Source organism: Streptomyces sp. NPDC051173 (assembly GCF_040689515.1).
Classification (GTDB): domain Bacteria; phylum Actinomycetota; class Actinomycetes; order Streptomycetales; family Streptomycetaceae; genus Streptomyces.
Map to the genome: position 1 here is coordinate 26,110 of NZ_JBFBBD010000001.1, position 23,413 is coordinate 49,522.

At 72.2% G+C, this 23,413-nt stretch carries 22 protein-coding genes; 16 read left to right on the top strand and 6 right to left on the bottom strand.

Features of this window, described 5'->3' with window-relative positions:
• Positions 1 to 7: 7 nt before the first annotated feature.
• Complete coding sequence (locus AB0435_RS00125; RefSeq protein ID WP_366425820.1) at positions 8 to 484, bottom strand: ATP-binding protein; 477 nt, start codon at positions 482 to 484, stop codon at positions 8 to 10.
• A 212-nt stretch (positions 485 to 696) separates the two neighbouring features.
• On the opposite strand from AB0435_RS00125, the gene AB0435_RS00130 reads away from it, so the two are divergent.
• The 9 genes from AB0435_RS00130 (at position 697) to AB0435_RS00170 (ending at position 10,646) form a co-directional block, all read left to right on the top strand.
• Positions 697 to 1,491: a hypothetical protein gene (locus tag AB0435_RS00130; RefSeq protein WP_366004603.1), complete on the top strand. Its 795-nt coding sequence runs from the start codon at positions 697 to 699 to the stop codon at positions 1,489 to 1,491.
• Between the two features lie 171 nt (positions 1,492 to 1,662).
• On the top strand, positions 1,663 to 2,382 hold the full coding sequence (locus AB0435_RS00135) for a YcnI family protein (protein ID WP_366004602.1): 720 nt from the start codon (positions 1,663 to 1,665) through the stop codon (positions 2,380 to 2,382).
• 165 nt (positions 2,383 to 2,547) lie between these two features.
• Positions 2,548 to 3,204, top strand: a complete 657-nt coding sequence (locus tag AB0435_RS00140) for an SCO family protein (RefSeq protein WP_366004601.1) — start codon at positions 2,548 to 2,550, stop codon at positions 3,202 to 3,204.
• Positions 3,204 to 3,680: a copper chaperone PCu(A)C gene (locus AB0435_RS00145; protein ID WP_366004600.1), complete on the top strand. Its 477-nt coding sequence runs from the start codon at positions 3,204 to 3,206 to the stop codon at positions 3,678 to 3,680. The genes AB0435_RS00140 and AB0435_RS00145 overlap by 1 nt, the downstream gene beginning before the upstream one ends.
• Positions 3,681 to 3,686: 6 nt before the next feature.
• Positions 3,687 to 5,543, top strand: a complete 1,857-nt coding sequence (locus AB0435_RS00150; protein ID WP_366425821.1) for a copper resistance protein CopC — start codon at positions 3,687 to 3,689, stop codon at positions 5,541 to 5,543.
• Positions 5,543 to 6,790 (top strand): iron uptake transporter deferrochelatase/peroxidase subunit, encoded by a 1,248-nt coding sequence (gene efeB, locus AB0435_RS00155; RefSeq protein ID WP_366425822.1) that lies wholly within the window; start codon positions 5,543 to 5,545, stop codon positions 6,788 to 6,790. Before AB0435_RS00150 ends, efeB begins: the two co-directional genes overlap by 1 nt.
• Before the next feature lie 104 nt (positions 6,791 to 6,894).
• On the top strand, positions 6,895 to 7,839 hold the full coding sequence (pheA, locus tag AB0435_RS00160; protein ID WP_366425823.1) for a prephenate dehydratase: 945 nt from the start codon (positions 6,895 to 6,897) through the stop codon (positions 7,837 to 7,839).
• 649 nt (positions 7,840 to 8,488) lie between these two features.
• On the top strand, positions 8,489 to 9,766 hold the full coding sequence (gene serS, locus AB0435_RS00165; RefSeq protein WP_366004596.1) for a serine--tRNA ligase: 1,278 nt from the start codon (positions 8,489 to 8,491) through the stop codon (positions 9,764 to 9,766).
• Positions 9,767 to 9,842: 76 nt separating this feature from the next.
• Positions 9,843 to 10,646: an HAD family hydrolase gene (locus AB0435_RS00170; RefSeq protein WP_366004595.1), complete on the top strand. Its 804-nt coding sequence runs from the start codon at positions 9,843 to 9,845 to the stop codon at positions 10,644 to 10,646.
• A gap of 45 nt (positions 10,647 to 10,691) precedes the next feature.
• On the opposite strand, the gene AB0435_RS00175 is transcribed toward AB0435_RS00170, so the two are convergent.
• Positions 10,692 to 11,378 (bottom strand): rhomboid-like protein, encoded by a 687-nt coding sequence (locus AB0435_RS00175; protein WP_366425902.1) that lies wholly within the window; start codon positions 11,376 to 11,378, stop codon positions 10,692 to 10,694.
• A 119-nt stretch (positions 11,379 to 11,497) separates the two neighbouring features.
• On the opposite strand from AB0435_RS00175, the gene AB0435_RS00180 reads away from it, so the two are divergent.
• The 3 genes from AB0435_RS00180 (at position 11,498) to AB0435_RS00190 (ending at position 14,569) form a co-directional block, all read left to right on the top strand.
• Positions 11,498 to 12,208 carry a FadR/GntR family transcriptional regulator gene (locus AB0435_RS00180; protein ID WP_366004594.1) on the top strand — a complete coding sequence of 237 codons (711 nt, stop codon included), beginning with the start codon at positions 11,498 to 11,500 and terminating at the stop codon, positions 12,206 to 12,208.
• 56 nt (positions 12,209 to 12,264) lie between these two features.
• Positions 12,265 to 13,551 (top strand): MFS transporter, encoded by a 1,287-nt coding sequence (locus AB0435_RS00185; RefSeq protein ID WP_366004593.1) that lies wholly within the window; start codon positions 12,265 to 12,267, stop codon positions 13,549 to 13,551.
• 61 nt (positions 13,552 to 13,612) lie between these two features.
• Positions 13,613 to 14,569, top strand: coding sequence for an aminoglycoside phosphotransferase family protein (locus AB0435_RS00190; RefSeq protein ID WP_366004592.1), 957 nt, complete (start codon positions 13,613 to 13,615; stop codon positions 14,567 to 14,569).
• 103 nt (positions 14,570 to 14,672) lie between these two features.
• On the opposite strand, the gene AB0435_RS00195 is transcribed toward AB0435_RS00190, so the two are convergent.
• Genes AB0435_RS00195 through AB0435_RS00210 form a run of 4 tightly spaced genes read right to left on the bottom strand, consistent with a single transcriptional unit; the run spans position 14,673 to position 18,216 of the window.
• The gene (locus AB0435_RS00195) at positions 14,673 to 15,392 is read right to left on the bottom strand and encodes an ABC transporter permease subunit (RefSeq protein WP_366004591.1); all 720 of its coding nucleotides are present in this window, start codon (positions 15,390 to 15,392) and stop codon (positions 14,673 to 14,675) included.
• A 16-nt stretch (positions 15,393 to 15,408) separates the two neighbouring features.
• Positions 15,409 to 16,320: an ABC transporter ATP-binding protein gene (locus tag AB0435_RS00200; protein WP_366004590.1), complete on the bottom strand. Its 912-nt coding sequence runs from the start codon at positions 16,318 to 16,320 to the stop codon at positions 15,409 to 15,411.
• Positions 16,317 to 17,216, bottom strand: a complete 900-nt coding sequence (locus AB0435_RS00205) for an ABC transporter permease subunit (protein WP_366004589.1) — start codon at positions 17,214 to 17,216, stop codon at positions 16,317 to 16,319. The genes AB0435_RS00200 and AB0435_RS00205 overlap by 4 nt, the downstream gene beginning before the upstream one ends.
• Positions 17,206 to 18,216, bottom strand: a complete 1,011-nt coding sequence (locus tag AB0435_RS00210) for an ABC transporter ATP-binding protein (protein WP_366004588.1) — start codon at positions 18,214 to 18,216, stop codon at positions 17,206 to 17,208. Before AB0435_RS00210 ends, AB0435_RS00205 begins: the two co-directional genes overlap by 11 nt.
• Before the next feature lie 240 nt (positions 18,217 to 18,456).
• Here AB0435_RS00210 and AB0435_RS00215 point away from each other — a divergent pair, with 240 nt between their 5' ends.
• The 4 genes from AB0435_RS00215 (at position 18,457) to AB0435_RS00230 (ending at position 23,404) form a co-directional block, all read left to right on the top strand.
• Positions 18,457 to 19,305, top strand: a complete 849-nt coding sequence (locus AB0435_RS00215; protein WP_366004587.1) for a M24 family metallopeptidase — start codon at positions 18,457 to 18,459, stop codon at positions 19,303 to 19,305.
• The gene (locus AB0435_RS00220; protein WP_366425824.1) at positions 19,302 to 21,116 is read left to right on the top strand and encodes an SDR family oxidoreductase; all 1,815 of its coding nucleotides are present in this window, start codon (positions 19,302 to 19,304) and stop codon (positions 21,114 to 21,116) included. Before AB0435_RS00215 ends, AB0435_RS00220 begins: the two co-directional genes overlap by 4 nt.
• Positions 21,117 to 21,140: 24 nt before the next feature.
• Positions 21,141 to 22,055 (top strand): metal-dependent hydrolase, encoded by a 915-nt coding sequence (locus AB0435_RS00225; RefSeq protein WP_366425825.1) that lies wholly within the window; start codon positions 21,141 to 21,143, stop codon positions 22,053 to 22,055.
• A 122-nt stretch (positions 22,056 to 22,177) separates the two neighbouring features.
• A complete protein-coding gene (locus tag AB0435_RS00230) occupies positions 22,178 to 23,404 on the top strand; it encodes a MerR family transcriptional regulator (protein ID WP_366425903.1) in 1,227 nt (408 codons plus the stop codon).
• The last annotated feature ends 9 nt before the right edge of the window (positions 23,405 to 23,413 follow it).

Consider the following 23,413-nt stretch of genomic DNA (forward strand, 5'->3'; position numbering starts at 1 on the left):
CCGGCGCTCACGACGCCCTGAGCAGCGCCGCGTCCTCTCTCCACTTGAGGATCTTGTCGAAGCTGACGACCGCGCCCGGGTGGCCCGGGCGGTTGCGGACCCGGACGTGATCGGTCAGGGACTCGATAAGGAAGAGGCCCCTGCCATGTTCGTCATGGGCGGGGGCCGCGGGCTGCGGGGCCTGATGGGCGGTGCGCGGGCGGCGCCGGTCGTGGCGGCGTGGCTGCTCCGGGAAGCCCGGCCCGGAGTCGGTGACCTCGATGCGGCAGGTGTCGCCGTCGATGAACGCCGTCACCAGATATCCGGTGGAGGAGTCGCCGCCGTGCTCGACCGCGTTCGCACACGCCTCGCTGAGCGCCACCGACAGGTCGTAGGAGATGTCGGGATCGACGCCGGCCGTCTCCATCGTGCCGACCAGCAGTCTCCGGGCGAGCGGAACGCTCGCGGCCTCGCGCCGCAGATGGAGTGACCACCAAATGCTCATGCTCAGCCTCCTGGCCGCGGCTCGATATACCGATACGTATAGCCACCACCATCGACCCGTAAGCCTGTCGGATGTGTGAGACCGCTCATTCGGACGACGCGCCGGGCGGGTGCATCGGTGTATGGCGCTCGAACCCGCGTGCGCCTATGCGCCCCCCGTGAGCGCCCCCTGCCGTAGGGAAGGGGTAAGTCCGATGGGATGATGGCGCGGCCATGCCTCATCCCGTCGCGCGCGCCGGCGCCGATCTGCGACTGTTCCGGGCCGCGGTGTTCACCGCGGTCTGTGTTCTGCTGTCCGCAGGCGGGCATGTGCTGGCTTCCTGCGCGAGCGTGCCGCTGTGGACGCTGGGCGCGGGCTTCGTGGCGGTGTTCGCGCTGGTCGTGCCGCTGGCGGGACGCGAGCGTTCACTGCCGGGCATCGCGGCCGCGCTGACCGTCGGGCAGCTCGCGCTGCACGCGCTCTTCGGCCTCGGCCAGCAGGGCGCCGGCACGGCGACCCGACAGGCGGGCTCCGAGGGCCGGTTGATCAATTTCGCGGCCCGTCTGATCTGCAACCAGCCCCACCCGATGTCGGCGGACGAGGCCCGTCGCGTCATCACGGACGCCGGGCTCGACCCGGCCGTGCACCCCGCGCGGATGGCCATGCCGCCGCGCGTGCCCATGCAGCCGCAGTCCACGCTGCACGCCCTGCTGCCCTCACTGCCGATGCTGCTCGGCCACCTGCTGGCGGCCCTCGCCCTGGGCTGGCTGCTGCGGCGCGGCGAGGTCGCGCTGTGGCGGGCGGTCGGGCTCTCGGAGCGCTCCGCACGCGGGGTCGCGGAGGCGGCGCTCGTACGGGCGCTGCGCGCCGCGTTCACGCTCGTGCGCGCGCTGTGGGGCCAGGACGCCACCTGCCCGGCGGCGATCGTCCGGGGCACCCGCGGCGACGACGAGCGCCCGGCGGCCGAACCGGCACTCCAGCACTTCGTGATCAGGCGGGGACCGCCGCGCTTCGCCCTCGCGGCCTGACGACGCGACGCGCTCCAGCGATCCGGCATTCCGACAGTCCTACGTCCCGGCATGCGCGGATTCCGCCACCTCCGGGAAAAATTCCGGCATTTCGGGCGGGAGAGTCGTCGCGCCGTGACCGCACGCGCGCCGTACTCCCCTTTTGTCCCCTCCTGCCTGTGGAGTGTTCCCATGAACGTCAAGACCGCTCGCCCGCGCCGCCTCGCCGTCGTCGCCGGCCTCACCGCCGGTGGCGTCCTGCTGCTCGCCGGTCCCGCCTTCGCGCACGTCAGCGTGCAGCCCGGCACCGCGGAGAAGGGCGGCTACAGCACCATCGCCCTCAAGGTGCCGAACGAGAAGGACAACGCCTCGACGGTGAAGCTGGAGCTCACCCTCGACCCCGAGCACCCGCTCGCCTCGGTGATGCCGCAGCCCGTGCCGGGCTGGGACATCAAGGTCGAGAAGTCCAAGCTCGACAAGCCGGTGAAGACGGACGACGGGATGGTCAACGAGGCCGTCACCAAGGTCACCTGGAGCGGCGGCAAGATCGACCCGGGTCAGTTCCAGCAGTTCCCGCTGTCGGTCGGCCAGCTGCCCACGGACACCGACGCGCTGGTCTTCAAGGCGCTCCAGACGTACTCCGACAACGACGTCGTCCGCTGGATCGACCCCTCCAAGCCGAACGGCGAGGAGGCCGAGCACCCGGCGCCGACGCTCAAGCTCGTCGACAAGGCCGCCGACGCGAGCGGCGCCAAGAAGGACGACAAGAGCGGGACGACCGAGGCCGCGGCGGACAAGAGCGACGGCTCCTCCGACACCACGGCCCGCGTGCTCGGCATCGTCGGCATCGTCGTCGGTGCCGCGGGCGTGGCCTTCGGCGTGCTCGCCGGACGCCGTCGCTCCGCGGCCTGAGCCCCGGCCCGCGAGGGCGCGAAGCACCCGACCGTACGCAGACCCGGACGTACACGACCCGTCCGTCCTGCGTAGGTTCGCTCCCAGACGCACGGACCGACCGGAGCGGCGCTCCCGAGAGAGCGCCGCTCCCGTACCCCTGACCGACCCCTGGAGAAGAGCTCCATGCGCACCAAGACCCTGGGCGCGGCGCTGGCGATAGCCGCCGCGCTCACCCTCACCGCCTGTGGCGGTGGTTCGGACGGCGGTGGCGACAAGGCCGTCGCCGATGTCTCCGCGGCGCCCAAGAAGGCCGCCGCGATCACCCTGGACAGCCCGAAGGACAAGCCGGACCTGGTCCTCACCGACACGTCCGACAAGAAGTACGAGCTGGTCAAGGAGACCAAGGGGCACCCGGTGCTCCTCTACTTCGGCTACACCTACTGCCCCGACGTCTGCTCGACCGTCGTCTCCGACATGGCCGCGGCCGCGAAGAAGCTGCCCCAGGCGGACCGGGACAAGCTGAAGATCGTCTTCGTCACCACCGACCCCGACCGCGACACCCCCAAGCGGATGCGCGAGTGGCTCGACGCCCAGGGCGGCCAGGACATCGTCGGCCTGACCGGCGACTTCGAGACCATCCAGGCGGCCGCCAAGCCGCTCGGCATCCTGGTCGAGAAGGCGAAGAAGGAGAAGGACGGCTCCATCACCGTCAGCCATGGCGCCGAGGTCGTCGGCTTCTCGCCGAAGGACGACGGTGCCCATTGGATCTACACCGCGGAAACCACCGCAGACCAGTACGCCAAGGATCTCCCGAAGATCGTCAAGGGGGAGAACCCGTGATGCGCAAGTCCACCGTCGCCACCGCCACCGCCATGCCGCTCCTGCTCGCCGGGGGTCTGCTGCTGATCACCGGCTGCCAGTCGGAGAAGGACGCCCTGAAGTCCGACAAGGCCGACCTGTCCGTCAGCGGCGCCTACCTCCCGCAGCCCGCGATGACCGACATGGCCGCCGCGTACCTCATCGTCAAGAACGACGGCGGCACGGCCGACCGGCTCACCTCGGTCACCAGCCCCCTCTCCGGTGACATCACCATGCACACCACCGAGGGCTCGCAGATGAAGCACGCGGGCGAGCTGGAGGTGCCCGCGAACGGCGAGCTGAAGCTGGCCCGCGGCGGCACCCACCTGATGCTCGGCAAGCTCGACCACAAGCCGCAGGTCGGCGAGAAGGTCGAGTTCACGCTGCACTTCGCCACCTCCGGCGCGGTGAAGGTCCAGGTGCCGGTCGAGTCCGCGACGTTCCGTCCCGAGGGCTGACGTCCGATGAGGACCCTGACCACCGGGCGGCTGCCGGCCCTCTTCGGCATGCTGCTGGCCGCGCTGCTGTGCGCGCTGGGCCCGGGTGCGGCCACCGCGTCGGCGCACGCCGCGCTGACCGCCACCGACCCGGCCGACGGATCGGTGGTGCCGGCCGCGCCCCAGCGGGTGCGGCTCACGTTCTCCGAGGGCGTCCTGCTGAACGCCGACTCCCTGCGGGTCCTCGACCCGCGGGGGGCGCGCGTCGACGAGGGCAGGCCCGCGCACGTGGACGGCAAGTCCGACACCGCGGGCGTGGGCCTGCGGTCCGGGCTGTCCGACGGCACGTACACCGTGGCCTGGCAGGCCGTCTCCGCGGACAGCCACCCGGTGGCCGGGGCGTTCACCTTCTCCATCGGCGCGCCGTCGAAGACGGCGGCGAAGGTGGCGACCGCCAAGATCGACCCGACCGTGGACACGCTCTACGGCATCGGGCGCTACGCCGCGTACGCCGGGTTCGTCCTGCTCGTCGGCGGCTGCGTCTTCGCCGGGGTGTGCCGCTCCTCGCGGGCGGTGCAGCGGATCGCGGTCGGCGGCTGGATCGCCCTCTTCGTCTCCACGGCCGCGCTGATACTGCTGCGCGGCGCCTATACGACCGGCAAGGGGCCGGGCGCCGTCGTCGAACTCTCGCTCATCAGCGACGTGCTGGCCACCAAACCGGGGGCCGCGCTGCTGTCGCGGCTGCTCCTGCTGAGCGCCGCGGCCGTCTTCCTCGCCGTCCTCTTCGGCTCGTACACCCGCGAGGACGACGACCGCAGCCCCGGGGAGCGGCGGGACCTCGCCTACGGGCTCGCGATCGGCGGCGCCGTCGTCGCCATCGGGCTGGCGGCGACCTGGGCGATGGCCGAACACGCCTCGGTGGGGCTCCAGTCGTGGCTGGCGATGCCGGTCGACGTGGCGCACCTGCTGGGCGTCGCCGCGTGGCTCGGCGGGCTGGCCGCGCTGCTGGCCACGCTGTGGACCGGCGAGGCGGTCCCGCGCGCCGCGGTGCGGCGCTTCTCCACGATCGCGTTCACCTCGGTGTGCGTGCTGGTGGCGACCGGGCTCTATCAGTCCTGGCGCCAGGTCGGCTCGTGGGGCGCGCTCACCGGCACGGAGTACGGGCGGCTGCTGCTGATCAAGGTCGGCCTGGTGGCCGTCCTCGTCGGGACCGCGTACTTCTCGCGGCGCTGGACGGGGCGGCTCACCGACCGCGCGGAGCCCAGGAAGCCCAAGGCCACCGCGAAGGCGCCCAGGAAGAGCGACGCCTCCCCCGAGCGCGCCGCCCAGCTCGCCCGGCAGCAGGCCGCGCTCGCGAAGGCGGCCGGACAGCGGCGGCGCGACGCGGACGAGGGGCGCAGCGGACTGCGGCGTTCCGTCCTGGCCGAGACCGCCGTCGCCGTCGTCCTGCTCGCCGTCACCACCCTGCTCACCGGCACCCAGCCGGGCCGCGCGGAGACCGAGCAGAAGGAGGCGGCCCGCAGCGCGTCCCCGGCGAACGCGGTCCCGGCCGAGGTGAAGATCCCCTACGACACCGGCGGTACGAACGGGCGCGGCACGGCCACCGTCCGGATCGCCCCCGCCCGCTCCGGCGCCAGCACCGTCGGCGTCACCGTGACCGACCCCACCGGCCGCGCCGTTGAAGTACCGGAGCTGGACGTGTCGTTCACCCAGGCCGAGCGGAAGATCGGCCCGCTGCGCGCCACGCTCAAGCACATCGCCCCCGGCCGCTGGGAGGCCACCGCCTTCCAGCTCCCGATGGCGGGCGAGTGGCAGCTCACCCTGACCGTACGGACCTCCGACATCGACCAGATCACGGAGCTCAGGAACGTGAAGATCAACTGATGGCTGAACAGACCGAACAGACCGGGAAGACCGGAATGAGCCGCCGCCGGCTCCTGGGCACCGCCGGAGCGGCGGGTGCCGCCGGGCTCGTCGTGGGCGGCGCGGGCGGCGCCTTCGCCACCGAGGCCGCCCGGGAGACGCCGACGCCCCTCACCGGGGTCGGCACCACGTCCGTCCCGTTCCACGGGAAACACCAGGCGGGCATCGCCGACCCCGCGCAGGCGTGCGGCCACCTCCTCGCCTTCGACCTCGCCCCCGGCGCCGACCGCAAGGCCGCGGCGGCGCTGCTGCGGCGCTGGTCGGCGACGGCGGCCGACCTGACGGCGGGCAATCCGCCGAAGGGCGACGACACGGGCGTCGCGCTCGACGCGGGTCCCTCGTCCCTGACCGTCACCTTCGGCTTCGGGGGTACGTTCTTCGACCGGACCGGGCTCGCCGCCAAGCGGCCCGCCGCGCTGGAACCGCTGCCCTCCTTCACCGCGGACGCGGTCGACGCCAAGCGGAGCGACGGCGACCTGTGGGTGCAGATCGGCGCCGACGACCCGCTCGTCGCCTTCCACGCGCTCCGGCTGATCCAGAAGCAGGCCGCGGACACCGCCCGGACGCGCTGGCAGATGAACGGCTTCAACCGGACGCCCGGCGCCACCGCCAAGCCGATGACCGGCCGCAATCTGATGGGCCAGATCGACGGTACGAACAATCCGAAGCCGTCGGACTCCGACTTCGACACCCGGATCTTCGTGCCGGACGACTCCGGCGACTGGATGGCGGGCGGTTCCTACGCGGTCGTCCGGCGGATCCGCATGCTGCTCGACAGCTGGGACCACCTGTCCCTGGAGCGCCAGGAGAAGGTGATCGGACGGCGCAAGTCGGACGGGGCGCCCCTGTCGGGCGGCACGGAGACGACGCCGGTCGACCTCAACAAGATCGGTGCGGACGGCTCGCTGGCCATCGCCGGGGACGCGCACGTCCGGGTGGCGGCGCCGGAGTCCAACCGGGGCGCGGCGATGCTCAGACGGGCGTTCTCCTATCACGACGGCTTCCTGGACGACGGCGCTCCGGACGCGGGCCTGCTCTTCGTCGCCTGGCAGGCGGACCCGCGCAAGGGGTTCGTCCCGGTGCAGCGCAAGCTCGACCGGGGCGACGGCCTCTCGCGCTTCCTGCGCCACGAGTCGAGCGCGCTCTTCGCGGTGCCGGGCGGCTGCGCGGAGGGCGAGTACGTCGGACAGCGCCTGCTGGAGGGCTGACCCCACGCGGTGCCGGGTGCCCCGGCTTTCCCAGGGGCACCCGAGGAGACCTGGGTAGTGTGGCGGGACCCGCCCCGTACCCACCGCGAGGAGTGCCACGCGTGATGCCGGCCAGCCGCTACACCTATCTCGGACCCGAGGGCACCTTCACCGAGGCCGCCCTGCGCACGCTGCCGGAGGCGGCCACGCGCGAGCTCGTGCCCATGGTCTCCGTGCCGGCCGCGCTCGACGCCGTGCGCAACGACGAGGCCGCGGCGGCGCTCGTGCCGATCGAGAACTCCGTGGAGGGCGGGGTCACCGCGACCCTCGACGAACTCGCCACCGGCGCCCCGCTGATGATCTACCGCGAGGTGCTGCTCCGGATCGCCTTCGCGCTGCTGGTGCGCCCCGGCACGCGGCTGGCCGACATCAAGACGGTGACGGGCCACCCGGTGGCACAGCCGCAGGTGCGCAAGTGGCTGGCCGCGCACCTGCCGGACGCCGTGTGGGAGTCCTCCGCGTCCAACGCGGACGGCGCGCGCCTGGTGCGGGAGGGGCGCTACGACGCGGCGTTCGCGGGCGAGTTCGCGGCGGCGACGTACGGGCTGGAGCCGCTGGTCAAGGACATCCACGACGCGCAGAACGCACAGACCCGCTTCGTGCTCGCCGGGCGCCCGGCGCGGCCGTCGGCGCGCACCGGCTCGGACCGTACGTCGCTGGTCGTCTGGCTCGGCGACGACCACCCGGGCGCGCTGCTGGAGTTGCTCCAGGAGTTCGCGGCGCGCGGGGTGAACCTGATGCGGATCGAGTCACGGCCGACGGGTGAGGGCATGGGCCGGTACTGCTTCTCGGTGGACTGCGAGGGGCACATCACCGACTGCCGGGTGGGCGAGGCGCTGATGGGCCTCAAGCGGACGTTCCCGAAGGTGCGCTTCCTGGGCTCGTATCCGCGGGCGGGCGCGGAGGCCTCCCCGGCGCCGCGGCACGGGACGTCGGACAGCGCGTTCCTGGAGGCGGCGGAGTGGCTGGCGCGGTGCTCGGACGGCGGGGTCGACGTCGGCCGGGCCTGATCGTTCCGCGGTCCGGGCCTGATCGTTCCGCGGCCGGGCTTGATCGTTCCGCGTATGATCGGCGATCTTCGGCGGAGCCGCCCAGGATCATGATCCACAAGGTTATCCACAGGATCCGCTCCATCCTGGGGATAAGTCGACAGATCGAGGCTCCCGGAGTGCGATCGGGCCGGTCTTGGTCGACAAATCGCTCTAACCACAGGCCCGTCATCCACAGCGCCAAGCCCCACCCTGCGTGCCCAACACCCCCCGTTCGTCAGCCGAATACCGGCCATCAACCCTTTAGGGCGGGGGAATGCCACCCGAATGAGTGGCTAAGTAGGGTTTGGGCACGCAATTCATAGTGCCGGTCGACCCCGAGCGGAACGTTCGATTCCGGCATCCACAGATTTCGCGCACAGCCTGTGGACAAAGAAAACGGAGGATCCGACTCCTGTGGACAACACCTCCGCCAACTCCCGCTCTCCACAAGGCCGATCATCTCGCCGGGGCACCCCTATGCCCCTTTTCGCCAAAAGCGCTGGAATTTCCCGGCGCGGCGGCGAGCCCGGTTATTCACAGCCTTTTCCACTCTCCCCAAAACGGGACAAAACGCAACGAAGAGGAATATCGCGTCGAGTGATCGCGCCCGCAACGGTAGCCTGGTGGGGTGATTGACCTTCGCCTGCTTCGTGAGGACCCCGACCGTGTGCGCGCCTCCCAGCGCGCCCGTGGAGAGGACGTCGACGTCGTCGACGCGCTGCTCTCCGCCGATGAACGGCGCAGGTCGTCCGGCGTCCGCTTCGACGAACTCCGCTCCGAGCAGAAGGCGCTCGGCAAGCTCATCCCCAAGGCCGCCGGTGACGAGAAGGCCGAGCTGCTGAAGCGGGCCGGCGAGCTGTCCGCCGCCGTCAAGGCGGCCGACGCCGAGCAGGACGAGGCCGCCGCCGAGGCGCAGCGCCTCCTGCTCCGCATCGGCAACATCGTCCACCCGGACGTCCCGCGCGGCGGCGAGGACGACTTCGTCGTCCTGGAGACCGTAGGCACCCCCCGTGACTTCGCCGCCGAGGGCTTCGAGCCCAAGGACCACCTGGAGCTCGGCCAGGCGCTCGGCGCCATCGACGTCGAGCGCGGCGCCAAGGTGTCCGGCTCGCGCTTCTACTACCTGACGGGCGTCGGCGCGCTGCTGGAGCTCGCCCTCGTCAACGCCGCCATCGCGCAGGCCACCGCGGCCGGTTTCACGCCGATGCTCACCCCCGCGCTGGTCAAGCCGCGCGCCATGGAGGGCACCGGCTTCCTCGGCCAGGCCGCGCAGGACGTCTACCACCTGGAGAAGGACGACTTCTATCTGGTGGGCACCTCCGAGGTGCCGCTCGCGGCGTACCACATGGACGAGATCCTGGACGCGTCGCAGCTGCCGCTGCGTTACGCCGGCTTCTCGCCGTGCTTCCGCCGCGAGGCCGGCACGTACGGCAAGGACACCCGCGGCATCTTCCGGGTCCACCAGTTCGACAAGGTCGAGATGTTCTCGTACGTCGCGCCGGAGGACTCCGAGGCGGAGCACGCGCGCCTGCTGGAGTGGGAGAAGCAGTGGCTGAACAGCCTGGAGCTGCCCTACCAGGTGATCGACGTCGCCACCGGTGACCTCGGCTCGTCCGCCTCGCGCAAGTTCGACTGCGAGGCGTGGATCCCCACCCAGGGGAAGTACCGCGAGCTGACGTCGACGTCCAACTGCGACGAGTTCCAGTCGCGCCGCCTGTCGGTGCGCCTGCGCGACGGCAAGACCGTCAAGCCGCTGGCGACGCTCAACGGCACGCTCTGCGCCGTCCCGCGCACGATCGTGGCGCTCCTGGAGAACCACCAGCAGGCCGACGGCACGGTGCGCGTGCCGGAGGTGCTCCGCCCGTACCTGGGCGGCCGGGAGATCCTGGAGCCCCTCGGGCGGTGAGCGACGCACGCGTGGCCGCCGGGCCGGTGACGACGACGATGGCCGCGGGCGGCCGGGAAGCGAACGAGAAGACACAGTGAGTGAGCTGCCCTACCGCCTGATCGCGACCGATCTCGACGGCACGCTGCTGCGCTCCGACGACACCGTCTCGGAGCGCACCCGCGCCGCGCTCGAACGGGTGACGGCGGCGGGCGCCTCGCACATCATCGTCACCGGGCGCTCCGTCCCGTGGACGAAGCACATCCTCGACTCCCTGGACTATCAGGGCCTCGCGGTATGCGGGCAGGGCGCGCAGGTTTACCACGCGGGTGAGCACAGACTGCTGACGTCGGTGACGCTGGACCGGCAGCTCGCCGGGCTGGCGCTCGCCAAGATCGAGGCGGAGGTCGGGCCGCTCTACCTCGCGGCCAGCCGCGACGGCATGGACGGCGAGGTCCTGGTCGGCCCCGGCTACCGCATCCAGGAGGGCCCGCTGCCGGCCGTCCCGATCACGGACCCGGCCGACCTGTGGGCCGCTCCGCTGAACAAGCTCTACCTCCAGCACCCCGACCTGGACGACGACGGCCTCGCAGGGATCGCGCGCGCCGTCGCCGGTGACCTGGTGGGCGTGACCATGGCGGGCGCCGGGATCGTCGAGCTGCTGCCGCTGGGCCTGAGCAAGGCCACCGGCCTCTCGCTGGCCGCGCGCCGCCTCGGCATGAAGGCGGCGGACACGATCGCCTTCGGCGACATGCCCAACGACGTCCCGATGTTCGCCTGGGCGGCACACGGCGTGGCGATGGCCAACGCCCACCTGGAGCTGAAGTCCGTGGCGGACGAGGTCACGGGTTCCAACGAGGACGACGGCATCGCGACGGTCCTGGACCGCCTCTTCACCTGAGGCCGGTCCCGCGCCCGCGGAGCGGCTCACTCGTCGGCACTCCGATCAGCTCCGCGTCCGTGAACCGGTCCCGCGCCCGCGGAGCGGCTCACAGGCCCTCCGCAGGTGCTCGCGGCCGGCGGCGAAGTCCCACGGCGGGCGCCCCCGCGCCAGCGGCCCGCACGCCAGCCCGATCGTCAGCGCGATCGCGTGGCCGACGTCCGTATACGTCCCGCCGGTCAGCAGCGGCACCGCGAAGAAGAGCACCGCGCCCGCCAGATACGGCCACCGCCAGGGCCGCGGCACGCGGTAGGTGAGGATCCCGGCCGCCGCCGCCAGCCCGTACGAGACGCCTATGTCGACAACGTGCTTCATCGAGCGGGGCAGCGCGTGGTCCTGGATCGACAGCAGCACGACCTCCTGGCTCACGAGCGTGGCCACGACGTGCGCGACGGTGACCGTGACGAGCCAGCGCAAGGTGCCGATCCAGCGCTCGACGTTGGCGTGGAAGATCTCGAAGAGCGCGACGTAGAGCAGGAACGACGACGGGTTCTCGATCCAGAAGGCGCTGATCAGCAGCGACTGCGTGGGGTGCTTGTTCAGCTCGTGGATGTTGCTGCTGTTGCGGTGCAGGAGGAACGTCTCCAGGCCCTGGCTGGCCGCGGCGACGACGAGGCTGGTGACACCTATGACCAGCAGCCAGATGTGGGTGCCGGGGGTCGACCGCACCCAGGCGGCGAGCCGGTCGTACATCCGGAGGCAGGTTTCGCTGCGGACCACTCTCCGAAGGTAGCCCGAACCGCGCTCGCGCGCAGTTGTAGGATGACTGGGCAATCGGGTGAGCCCAAGAGTGCGGCAAGAGGAGCAGCGGAATGGCACTGCGTGCGGCGGGACGGCAGTCCCTGGTGGACACCGTCGTGGATCAGTTGCGCGCGCAGGTCGCCGCCGGCGAGTGGAAGGTCGGCGAGCGCATCCCGACCGAGCACGCGCTCGCCGAACAGCTCCAGGTCGGACGGAACACCGTCCGCGAGGCCGTCCGCGTCCTCGTGCACGCCGGGATGCTGCGCTCCCGCCAGGGCGAGGGCACGTTCGTCGTCTCCATGGCCGACCCCGCCGAGATCATGCGCGGAGTGCAGCGCGCGGGCATCCGGGACGTCCTGGAGCTGCGCATCGCCCTGGAGGCCGAGGCCGCCCGGCTCGCGGCGCTCCGGCACGAACCCGCCGACCTGGAGCGGATGCGCGCCGCGCTGGAGGCCCAGGAAGCCTTCGAGGACCCCGAGGGCCAGCCCGACTCGGGCAATCTGGAGCTCTACGCGGACCACGACATCGAATTCCACAAGGCGGTCGTGGACGCCGCCCACAACAGCGCGCTGTCCGCCACGTACTCGTGGTTCAGCAGCTCCGTGCGCGAGGCGCTGGTCACCGCGCTCGGCGACCGCGAGATGCCGCGCATCCTGCACGGCGACCACCACGCCCTCATGACCGCCATCGCCTCCGGCGACCCGGACGCCGCGGCGAACGCCTGCCGCATGCTGCTCGACCGGCCGAAGCAGGCAGTGGAGTCACTGCTCGCGGAGAGCTGACCGCCCGCTCACGCACGCCCCCTCACGTACCACCGCACTCCCTGGAAAGGCCCCCCATGTCCGAAACGAGGTCGCAAGCACCACTGACCGTCACGGAAGACGCCGTGGCCGCCGGGGAGTTCGCGCCACCCGCTGCCGCCGCCCGGCGGATGCGGGCCCACCCCCTGCTCGTCCTGCTGGGCATCGTCCTGGCCTCGCTCAACATGCGGGCCGCGCTGGCCGGTGTGTCGCCGCTGCTCGGGGAGATCGGCGACCACTTCCACCTGGCGGCGACCGCGAGCAGCCTGGTGACCACCATTCCGCTCGTCTTCATGGGGCTCGGCTCGATCCTCGCGCCGAGACTGGCCCGCCGGTGGGGCACGGAGGCCGTCCTCTGCGGCGCGCTCGTCCTGCTGTGCGGCGGCATCCTGCTGCGCATCGCGCCGCCGGTCGTCGCGCTGTTCGTCGGCTGCGCGCTCGTCGGCACCGCGATAGCCCTGCTCAACGTCCTGATGCCCGGCCTGATCAAGCGGGACTTCCCCGAGCGGGCTGCGGGCATGACCGCGCTCTACTCGACCGCGATGATCCTCGGCGCCACCGTCTCCGCCGCCAGCGCCGTGCCGCTGGAGAACGCGCTCGGCGGCTGGCAGGGCTCCCTCGCCTCCTGGTCGGTGCTGGCGGCCGTCGCGGCCGCCGCGTGGGCCCCGCAGGCCGTGCTCGCCCGCGGCGCCGCCCGCCAGGCCGCGGCCGGGCACCCGGGGGCCGCCCCGGCGCCCCGGCCCGCCGACGACGGGCCGAAGCTGACCCGCATCCCGCTGGCCTGGCAGATCACCCTCTTCATGGGCTCGCAGTCGCTCGTGGCGTACGTCGTCATCGCCTGGCTGCCGACGATCTTCACCGACCACGGGATGAGCAAGGCGCAGGCCGGACTCGTCTTCGCGTTCAGCACGCTGGTGCAGGCCGTCGGCTCGTTCGTGGTGCCGATGCTCGCCGGCCGGATGCGCTCCCAGCGCTCGCTGGCGGCCGGTGTCGTGCTGCTGATGGCGGCGGGCGTCGCGGGCCTGCTCGTGGCCCCGGTCGCCGGCGCCTGGCTCTGGGCGACGCTCCTCGGCGTGGGACAGGGCGGCGCCCTGGGGCTCGCACTGACGATGATGGTGCTGCGCACCCGCGACGCGCACACGGCGGCCAGGCTCTCGGGCATGGCACAGACCTGGGGCTATCTGCTGGCCGCCGTCGGCCCGTTCGCCCTCGGCGCCGTGCACCAGGCGACCGGCGGCTGGACCGTGCCGATCGTGGTGCTGCTCGTGGTCTGCGCGGGTCTGCTGGGTCTCGGGATGGGAGCCGGGCGCGATCGGAAGATCTGAGACGTTGGGATGACAGGGAGGCCCCCGGGGCCTCCCACCCGTCACGAGGAGTGCGCCACCCATGTACGTGCCTTCCCGGATCACCGTCCCCGCCGAACTGGCCGGCTTCCACGACACCTTCGACGGAGAGGTGGGCCGCGCCTGGATCGCCGCCCTGCCGGACCTCGCGGCGGACTTCCTGGACCGCTGGGGGCTGCGGCTCGACGGCCCGGCCTCGCACGGCATGGTGGCGCTCGTCCTGCCCGTACGCCGCCCGGACGGCACCCGGGCCGCGCTCAAGCTCCAGCCGGTCACCGACGAGAGCGTCGACGAACCGGCCGCGCTGCGCGCCTGGGGCGGCGACGGCGCCGTCGCCCTCCTCGACCACGACGCGGAGTCCGGCACGATGCTGCTGGAGCGGCTGGACGCCGACCGCTCGCTGATGTCCGTGCCGGACGCCGAGGACGCCCTCCGTACGCTCTCCGAGCTGCTCGCCCGGCTGTTGAAGACCCCCGCCCCGGCCGGGCTGCGCACGCTGACCGACGTCACCGCCGCGATGCTGGCCGAAGTGCCGTCCGCCCTGCCCACCTTGCCCGGCACCGCCGAGCGCCGCCTGGTGGCCGACTGCGCGGCGGCCGTGCGGGAGGTGGCCGCCGAGCCCGGTGAAGGGCGTCTGCTGCACTGGGACCTGCACTACGCGAACGTGCTGGCGCCGCTGCCCGGTTCCGGCCGGGAGCCCTGGCTGGCCATCGACCCCAAGCCGCTCGTGGGCGACCCCGGCTTCGAGCTGCTGCCCGCCCTGCACGACCGGTGGGACGACCTCGCCGCGACCGGTGACGTCACACGGGCGGTCCTGCGCCGCTTCGACGTGATGACCGAGGTGCTCGGCCTGGACCGGCGGCGCGCGGCGCGCTGGACGCTCGGGCGGGTGCTCCAGAACGCCCTGTGGGACATAGAGGACGCCGAGGACGGCGAGGCCGTCGCGCTCTCGCCGGTGCAGCTGGACATAGCGCGGGCGCTGCTGGACGGGCGCGTGTAGGCGGCGACTTCGCCTCCGTACATCCCGTCTACGTGAGTGTCTCGCCTACATGAGTAAGGGGCGGTCTCCATGGAGACCGCCCCTTACATCGTTCGTCTCTCGATCACTCCTCGCCGGCGAGCGTGAGGGTGCGCAGCTTCCGGCTCGCGTACCAGGTCGCCGCCGCGGTGACGGCGATCAGCAGGGTGACCGCGAGAGGCAGGCCGACGTCCGAGCTGATCGCTCCCTCCGCGCCGATCTTCTGCGCGAGGGCGAGGGACCACTGCTGGACGCTGAGCGTGCGGGCGCCGGGGATGAGGCTGCCGAAGAGCGACTCCCACACCAGGGCGTAGACCAGGCCCGCCACGACGGCGTGCCGGGTGACGGTGCCCAGCAGCAGGAAGATCGCGCTGTAGGCGACGGAGGCGACCGCGGCGGCCACCGCGTAGGCCACGGCGATCTGCCGGCTGTTGCCGTTCAGCACGAAGCCCGCGATCAGGGTGGGCACCGCCGAGAAGGCCACGGTGACGCCGATGGCGACGATCAGCTTGGTGAGGATGACCGTGTGGCGCGCGACCGGCTTGGAGAGCAGATAGATCACCGAGCCGTCGTCGATCTCCGGGCCGATCGCTCCCGTACCGGCGATCACGCCGATGAGCGGCACCATGGTGGCCAGCGCGAAGCCGCCCAGGACGTTGGTCGCGGTGCCGTCGTCGGCTCCGGTCAGCACGCGGATGACGGCGGAGATGACGATCAGGAGTGCGGGCAGCGCGAAGAGGATGAAGGCACGGCGGCGGCCGAGGAGCCCCCGGTAGGTGAGCCGGGCGACGGTCGGGTGGTACATGGCGTCAGGGCTCCTTTCAGGCCGCTACGAGATAGGAGAAGACCGATTCCAGGGACTCGTCGGAGGGCGAGACCGTCAGGAGCCGGATGCCGTGCGCGCGGGCGAGCCGCGGCAGCAGCGTGGTGAAGCGGTCGAAGTCGACGGCCTGGACGCGCAGCGCGCCCTCCTGGACGTCCACCTCGATGCCCGAGGTCGACGCGTCGGCGATGAGCGCGGCGGCGAGGGCGCGGTCGTCGCTGGAGCGCACCAGATAGCGGTGCGGCCGGTCCGTCATCAGCCGGCGGATCTTGCGGAAGTCGCCGGAGGCAGCGTGCCGCCCCGCGACGACCACCTCGATGTGGGCGGCGAGTTGCTCGACCTCCTCCAGGATGTGGGAGGAGAACAGCACGGTGCGGCCCTCGGCGCCCATCCGGCGCAGCAGGTCCATCAGTTGCATGCGCTGCCGCGGGTCCATGCCGTTGAACGGCTCGTCGAGGAGGAGCACGGACGGCTCGTGGACGAGCGCGGAGGCCATCTTCACCCGCTGGCGCATGCCCTTGCTGTACGTGCCGATCCTGCGGTCCTGCGCGTACTCCATCTCGACCGTGGCGAGCGCCCGTTGGGCCTCCTCGGCGCCCAGGCCGTGCAGCTCGGCGTTGGCGCGGACGAACTCCAGGCCGGTCAGGAAGTCGTACATCGCCTCGCGCTCGGGGACGAGGCCGATCTCGCGGTAGACCTGCTCGTTGCGCCAGATGGTCCTGCCGTCGAGGGTGACGGTGCCGGTGGAGGGCGCGAGGAAGCCGCCCATCATGTTGATGAGGGTGGACTTCCCGGCGCCGTTGGGGCCGAGCAGGCCGGTGACGCCGGGGCCGACGGTCATGGAGACGTCGTTGACGGCGACCACGTTGCCGAACCAGCGGGAGACGTTGTCGATGTGGAGGACGGTCACAGCCCGGCCTTTCGGTAGCGGCGCAGCAGCAGCCCGAACGATCCGGCGATCAGCGCGAGCAGGACGACGGCGTAGACGACGCCGGCTCCGGTGCCGGGGCCGTTGCCGCCGGGGAAGGCGGACGTGGCCGAGAGGAACGCCGTCTGGACCCCGTCGATGAGGGTGATCGGCGAGAACAGGCCCATCCAGCTGATCGCTTGGGTGTTGTCGCGGTCGAGCGCGATGCCCTGCACGGTGGAGACCGCGCCGTAGGAGATCGTCAGCACGGCGATGACGGCCGCGACGCCGAAGCCGCGGCGCGGTGTGACTGCGGCGACCACCAGCCCGAGTCCGGCGAAGAGCAGGGACAGCAGCGCCACGGAGACCAGTCCTTGCACGAAGCCCTCCGTCTGCGCGGTGAAGTCCAGCTTGGCGAGCAGGGCGCCCACGTAGAGGATCAGCAGGGGCGCCGCGGTGAGGATGAACAGGGCGGAGGCCATCGCGGCGAACTTGGCCACCACGTAGTCGATGCGCTCGATGGGCCGCGAGAAGTAGAGCGGGATCGACTTGAACCGCAGGTCGCGCGAGACGGATTGCGGGGCCTGCGCGGCGAGGTAGAGGCCGATGACGGCCTGGAGGATGATCGCGTAACGCGTGTACTCCACCGGCAGCTTGCTCGCCTTCGTCGTCACGGCGACGGCGACCATGATGGCGGCGGGGAGGCACATCACGCCGAACAGGATCATCGGCAGGACCTTGGACTTCGCCGAGCGGCCGAGGCCGTAGGCGCCGCGCAGGCTCTGCGAGAAGAGCGAGCGGCGGGCGTACGCGCGGCCGAGGCGGGGCCCGGAGTAGTTGCGGTAGCCGATGTTGTGGATGACGTCCTGGGCGGGCGCCGTGATGCTCTCAGGCGGCATCGGAGCTGCCCCTTTCGTGTGCGCTGCCGGCGGTCTGGAAGACCTCCGCGATGCGGTGCCTGCGCTGTTCCATGCGGACCAGGCCGAGGCCGAGGTCGGTCACCGCGTCGCGCACGGTGTCGTAGGTGTCGTCGCCGGTGACGTCGACCAGGACGACGTGGCCGGAGCCGGCCGCGGCGAACTCGGCGGCGCGGCCCACGGGCTGGACCGTCAGCCCGGCCGCCGCCAGCGCGCCGATGAGGGCGGACGTGCCGTCCGGATGCGCGTCGGAGTCCGTGACCTCGACCGCGAGGGAGCCCGTGGCCTGGGTGAACTCGGCGGTGGAGGAGGACCGCAGCAGCTTGCCGCCGTCGATGACGACGACCTGCTCGCAGGTGCGCTCCAGTTCGCCGAGCAGGTGGGAGGTGACCAGGACCGAGATACCGAAGTCGGCGTGCACCCGGCGGATCAGGGCGAGCATCTCGTCGCGGCCGACCGGGTCGAGGCCGTTGGTCGGCTCGTCCAGCAGCACCAGCTGGGGGTCGTGGACGAGCGCCTGGGCCAGCTTGACCCGCTGCTTCATGCCCGTCGAGTAGCCGCCGATGGGGCGGTACCGCTCCTCGTAGAGCCCCACGTGGCGCAGGGTGTCGGCGGTGCGCTCACGGGCGGCGCTCGCGGGCAGCCCGGACATCCGCGCCATGTGGACGACGAACTCGGTCGCCGAGACGTCCGGCGGCAGGCAGTCGTGCTCGGGCATGTAGCCGACCCGCTCGCGGATGGCGGCGCCCTCGGTCGCCACGTCGAGGCCGAGCACCCGGGCGCGGCCCTCGGTGGCCGGGGACAGGCCGAGCAGGATCTTGATCAGCGTGGACTTGCCGGCTCCGTTGGCACCCACCAGGCCGGTCACGCCCGGCGTGATGTCGACGGACAGCCGGTCGAGCGCGGTCACCCGGGGGAACCGCTTGCTGAGGCTTTCGGTAGCGATCACAGTCACGCCTTCGACGTTAGTGGCCTGCGCCACAGCAGTCGTCAGACCAGATGAGGGGATGCGCGTAGTCCTCGGGTCTGACACGCCCGTAGGGGGGGTGGGGGTGCCGGAAGGGAACGGGGCCACGGCCCCGAGGGTTACCGAAAGTTATCCACAGGCCGTGCACAACTCTTGACGCAGCCGCGGAGCATTGTCACATTCATCAGTGTCAAGTTGCGGACGCTCCTCCGGCTGCTGTCCGGGGGCCCCGGCAGGCGGGACGGACGGTTGACGATGACCTCAGCAGTGGCTCGGGAACTCACCGCGGAGTTGCGGGGGTTCAGACAGGTGCAGCGCCTCGCGTACGACTGCGCGGAAGCGGTGGCGGCCCAGCTGCGGCCGGGGGTGACCGAGCGCGAGGCGGCGCGGATGCAGCGGGAGTGGCTGCGCGAGCGCGGCGTGCGGGACTGGTTCCACCTGCCCTTCGCGTGGTTCGGCGACCGCACGGCGTTCGTCGGGTTCCGGGTGCCGCTCCAGTTCTTCCCGACGGACCGCAGGCTGGAGCCGGGGATGCCGTTCATCCTCGACATGGCCCCGGTGCACGGCGGCTTCACCGCCGACATCGGCTACGCGGGCTGCCTGGGGCCCGACCCGCTGCACGACCGGATGACGGCGGATCTCCCGGCGTACCGAGAGCTGATCCTGCGCGAGGTGCGCGAGCGCCGCTCCCTGCGCGAGATCTACGAGAACGTGGACCGCCTCATGGTCCGCCACGGCTACGCCAACCGGCACCGCGCCTATCCCTTCGGCGTGATCGCCCACAAGGTGGGCCGCGCGCGGGAGCGCCGCTGGTCGCCCCAGCTCTTCGGCTTCGGCACCCAGGCGCTCAAGGGGCTCGCGTCCGACGCCGTCCGGGGCCACCGGGAGGGCTGGTCCCCGCTGTGGAGCCCGCACCGCTTCTCCGACCACCCGCCCCGGCCGGGCCTGTGGGCGGTCGAGCCCCACATCGGCTTCCGGGGCACCGGCGTGAAGTTCGAGGAGCTCCTGGTGGTCACCGACTCCCGGGATCCCGAGGAGAGCGCCTTCTGGCTCGACGACGATCTGCCGCACGTACGGCGCGCGCAAGGGGAGAGGGCCGCATGACCGGACACGACACCGGACTCGAGGGCGCGCGGGAGCGCCGGGTCCGCACGGGCGGGATCGAGCTGTGCGTCGCCGAGCTGGGCGACGCCGAGCGGCCCACGGTGGTGCTGCTGCACGGCTATCCGGACAGCAAGGAGGTCTGGTCGGCGGTCGCCGCGCGGCTACGGGACCGCTTCCACGTGGTGCTGTACGACGTGCGCGGCTGCGGGCGTTCCACGGCACCGCGGCCCCTGCGCGGAGGGTTCACGCTGGAGAAGCTCACGGACGACTTCCTGGCGGTCGCGGACGCGGTGAGCCCGGACGCCCCGGTGCACGTGGTCGGGCACGACTGGGGCTCCGTGCAGGGCTGGGAGTTCGTGACGGTGCGGCGCACGGAGGGGCGGATCGCGTCCTTCACCTCCATCTCCGGGCCGGGCCTCGACCACGTCGCGCTCTGGGCCAGGAAACGCCTCACCCAGCCGACGCCGCGCCGCGTGGCCCAGCTGCTCGGCCAGGGCGCCAGGTCCTGGTACGTCTCCGCGCTGCACACGCCGGCCGTGCCGGAGGCGCTGGCGCGGGGGCCGCTGATGAAGCGGTGGCCGAAGATCCTGGAGCGCTCGGAGAGGGTTCGCTCCGACGGCTATCCGACGCCCTCACTGCCCGACGACGCGGCGCACGGCGCGTGGCTCTACCGCGACAACATCCGGTCCCGCCTGGGCAGGCCGCGCACCGACGCCTACGCCCACGCGCCGGTGCAGCTGATCACCCCGACCGGCGACGCCTTCCTGTCCGTGCGGCTCTACGACGACCTGGACCAGTGGGCGCCGGGCCTCGTCCGGCACACCCTGGCCGCGAAGCACTGGGTGCAGCGGACGCGCCCCGATCAACTCTCCGCCTGGATCGCCGAGTTCGTGACCGGCCATGAGCAGGGCGGCACCGTGGGCACCGCCGGGGCACGGCCCGCGGTGGTGCGCGGAGCACGCCGGGCCGTGGACGACAGCCCCTACGCCCAGGCGTTCGGCGGCCGGCTGGTGCTGGTGACCGGCGCGGCCAGCGGCATCGGCCGGGCCACCGCCTTCGCCTTCGCGGAGGCGGGTGCGCGGGTCGTCGCGGTCGACCGGGACGCGGAGGGCGCCGCGCGCACGGCCGAGTTGGCACGGCTGATCGGCGCCCGTGAGGCGTGGGGCGAGTGCGCCGACGTCGCGGACGAGGACGCGATGGAGAAGCTGGCCGCGAAGGTCGCCGCCGAGTACGGCGTGGTGGACGTGCTGGTCAACAACGCCGGCATCGGGCTGTCCGGACCCTTCCTGGACACCTCCGCTGAGGACTGGCGGAAGGTCCTCGACGTCAATCTGTGGGGCGTCATCCACGGCTGCCGGATCTTCGGCAGGCAGATGGCCGAGCGCGGACAGGGCGGCCACATCGTCAACACCGCCTCCGCCGCGGCCTTCCAGCCCTTCAAGACGCTCTCGGCCTACAGCACCTCCAAGGCGGCCGTGCTGATGCTCAGCCAGAGCCTCCGCGTCGAGCTGTCCGGACAGGGCATCGGGGTCACCGCGATCTGCCCCGGTCTGGTCAACACCAACATCACCGGGACCGCGCGCTTCACGGGCGTCCCCGAGGAGGAGCAGCAACGCCGCCGGGACAAGGCGAGCCGGGCGTACGGCAGGCGCAACTACCCCCCGGAGAAGGTCGCCGACGCCATCCTGCGCTCCGTGCTCCGCGACCAGGCCGTCGTCCCCGTGACCCCCGAGGCGCACGGCATCCGCTTCATGTCCCGTTTCACACCGCGGGTGCTGCGCGCCATCGCGCGGATCGACCCACCGCTGTAGCGGAAAGCCCGCAGAGGAGCAGAGATGAACCACGGTCACAGCGGCGGCCACCCCATAGCCCCGCGCCGCGTCGCCTTCGACTGGGACGACACCCCCCTGCACTGGATACCGGACGAGCCCACCGCCACCCACGTCATCAACGTCCTGCACCTGCTGCTGCCCGCCGGGGAGCGGTGGTTCGTCAAGGTGTTCAAGGAGGCCCTGCCCCTCGTGCGGGACGCGGAACTCCTCAAGGACGTCAAGGGCTTCATGGGGCAGGAGGCCACGCACAGCGTCCAGCACGCCTATGTGCTGGGCCACCTCGCCCAGCAGGGCCTGGACACCGGCCCGTACACCCGCCATGTGGACTTCCTCTTCGACGCGCTGCTCGGCGACCGGCCGCCCCTAGGCCTCCCGGTGAGCGCCCGGGAGTGGCTGCGGTTCCGACTCTCGCTGATCGCCGCCATCGAGCAGTTCACGGCCGTGCTGGGCAACTGGGTGCTGCACGCGGACGGCCTGGACCGGGCCGGCCCCGACCCCGTCATGCTGGACCTGCTCCGCTGGCACGGCGCGGAGGAGGTCGAACACCGCTCGGTCGCCTTCGACATGTACGAACACTGCGGCGGCGCCGAGGCCGGGCGCTATGCCCGCCGGGTCCTGGGCATGGCCTTCACCGCCCCCATGCTGTTCCACCTCTGGGGATGGGGAGCCACCTATCTGATACGGCACGACCCACGGCTCGCGGGGCGGCTGCGCTATTCGCTGCGCGAGCACAACAAGGCCGTGGCCAAGGGCCTGTTGCCCAGCTGGCGGGAGCTCGGCTCGGCCGTACCCCGCTACCTGCGGCGGTCGTACCATCCCTCGCAGGAGGGGTCGCTGCGCCGGGCCGTCGAGTATCTGGCGACCTCACCCGCGGCACGGTCCGCGGCGGGCGCGATCGGTCGCGCGGCCATCGCGTGAGGAGCGCCCCTGTGACCACGAAGCACGTACGGAGTCCGGAGTCCGGGCCGGTGCCGGTGCCGTCCGGGCCGGTCCCCGGTCCGGTGCTCGAAAAGGCCCACCCCGACGAGCGGCTCGGACGGGTGGCCGTCGAGTACCGGATCGACGATCTCGCCCACCACAGCGGGGCCACCGCCCGCACGATCCGCGCCTACCAGGACCGCGGGCTGCTCCCCCGGCCCGAGCGGCGCGGCCGCGCCAATGTCTACGGCGAGGCGCATCTGGCGCGGCTCCAGCGGATCGCCGGCCTCCTCGACCGCGGCTACACCCTCGCCAGCATCAAGGAGCTCCTGGACGCCTGGGACGCGGGCCGTGACCTCGGCGGCGTCCTGGGCCTCGTCGCCGAGGTCGACGGCCCCTGGACCGACGAACAGGCCGAACGGATCACGCGGGCGGCGCTGGACGAGAGGTTCGGCGGCGCCCAGGACGACGCCGTCTCCGAGGCCGTACGGCTCGGGGTGCTGGTCCCGGTCACGGACGCGCCGGACGAGTTCCTGGTGCCGAGCCCCCGCGAACTCACCGTCGCCGCCGAGCTCCACCTCGCCGGGGTGCCGCTGCCCGCGATCTCCGGCCACCTGCGCGAACTGCGCACCCACGTCGAGCACATCGCCGCGCGCTTCCTCGACTTCACGACCGAGCACGTCTTCCACCAGTTCTTCGACCACCCGCCGACCGACGAGGAAGCGGCCGAAGCCGCCGCTCTCGTCCGCCGGTTGCGGCCCCTGGCCCAGCAGACCGTGGACGCGGAGCTGGCACGGGCGATGCGATCGCTGGCCACCCGCTATCTCCGCCACCGCCTGGAGGAACACGGGGGATCCGAGTCGTGCGCGGAAACGGCGGGGGATCCGTTCGCCGGACCGGCAGGGGACTCGTTCACCGGACCAGCGGGGGATTCTGCCGCCGGACCGGCTGAGATCCTGGGCACGGGACCGGGTGAGGCCCTGGATACGGGACGAGCTGAAGCCCCGGCCACAGGTCCGGCCGAGGCTCTGGCCGCGGGACCAGCTGAGGCCCTGGGCACAGGACCGGCCGAGGCCCTGGGCACAGGACCGGCCGAGGCCCTGGGCACAGGACCGGCCGAGACGCCAGGCACAGGACCGGCCACGGGACCGGATCCCTTGCCGCTGCCCACCCCCGGCGCTCCTCCCGGCCCGCACCCCCACCGGAGCCTCCGGCTCCCCGCCCGCACCCTGGAAGCCGTGCGCGAGCTCGTCGGGGAGGAGCACGTCGCGGCCTTCGTCGCCGCCGCCGCCGAGCGTGAGGTGCGGGCCCGGGTGATGGACGGCCTGCTCCCCCGCGACGAACGGTAGGTGACGCAC

What these genes read in the sequence shown, in the direction of transcription:
- AB0435_RS00135 (WP_366004602.1), top strand. Translation starts at nt 1,663, where the DNA reads ATGAACGTCAAGACCGCTCGCCCGCGCCGCCTCGCCGTCGTCGCCGGC.
- AB0435_RS00145 (WP_366004600.1), top strand. Translation starts at nt 3,204, where the DNA reads ATGCGCAAGTCCACCGTCGCCACCGCCACCGCCATGCCGCTCCTGCTC.
- AB0435_RS00130 (WP_366004603.1), top strand. Translation starts at nt 697, where the DNA reads ATGCCTCATCCCGTCGCGCGCGCCGGCGCCGATCTGCGACTGTTCCGG.
- AB0435_RS00140 (WP_366004601.1), top strand. Translation starts at nt 2,548, where the DNA reads ATGCGCACCAAGACCCTGGGCGCGGCGCTGGCGATAGCCGCCGCGCTC.
- AB0435_RS00215 (WP_366004587.1), top strand. Translation starts at nt 18,457, where the DNA reads ATGACCTCAGCAGTGGCTCGGGAACTCACCGCGGAGTTGCGGGGGTTC.
- AB0435_RS00125 (WP_366425820.1), bottom strand. Translation starts at nt 484, where the DNA reads ATGAGCATTTGGTGGTCACTCCATCTGCGGCGCGAGGCCGCGAGCGTT.
- pheA (WP_366425823.1), top strand. Translation starts at nt 6,895, where the DNA reads ATGCCGGCCAGCCGCTACACCTATCTCGGACCCGAGGGCACCTTCACC.
- AB0435_RS00175 (WP_366425902.1), bottom strand. Translation starts at nt 11,378, where the DNA reads ATGTACGACCGGCTCGCCGCCTGGGTGCGGTCGACCCCCGGCACCCAC.
- AB0435_RS00220 (WP_366425824.1), top strand. Translation starts at nt 19,302, where the DNA reads ATGACCGGACACGACACCGGACTCGAGGGCGCGCGGGAGCGCCGGGTC.
- AB0435_RS00225 (WP_366425825.1), top strand. Translation starts at nt 21,141, where the DNA reads ATGAACCACGGTCACAGCGGCGGCCACCCCATAGCCCCGCGCCGCGTC.
- AB0435_RS00190 (WP_366004592.1), top strand. Translation starts at nt 13,613, where the DNA reads ATGTACGTGCCTTCCCGGATCACCGTCCCCGCCGAACTGGCCGGCTTC.
- AB0435_RS00185 (WP_366004593.1), top strand. Translation starts at nt 12,265, where the DNA reads ATGTCCGAAACGAGGTCGCAAGCACCACTGACCGTCACGGAAGACGCC.
- AB0435_RS00150 (WP_366425821.1), top strand. Translation starts at nt 3,687, where the DNA reads ATGAGGACCCTGACCACCGGGCGGCTGCCGGCCCTCTTCGGCATGCTG.
- efeB (WP_366425822.1), top strand. Translation starts at nt 5,543, where the DNA reads ATGGCTGAACAGACCGAACAGACCGGGAAGACCGGAATGAGCCGCCGC.
- AB0435_RS00205 (WP_366004589.1), bottom strand. Translation starts at nt 17,216, where the DNA reads ATGCCGCCTGAGAGCATCACGGCGCCCGCCCAGGACGTCATCCACAAC.
- AB0435_RS00180 (WP_366004594.1), top strand. Translation starts at nt 11,498, where the DNA reads ATGGCACTGCGTGCGGCGGGACGGCAGTCCCTGGTGGACACCGTCGTG.
- AB0435_RS00195 (WP_366004591.1), bottom strand. Translation starts at nt 15,392, where the DNA reads ATGTACCACCCGACCGTCGCCCGGCTCACCTACCGGGGGCTCCTCGGC.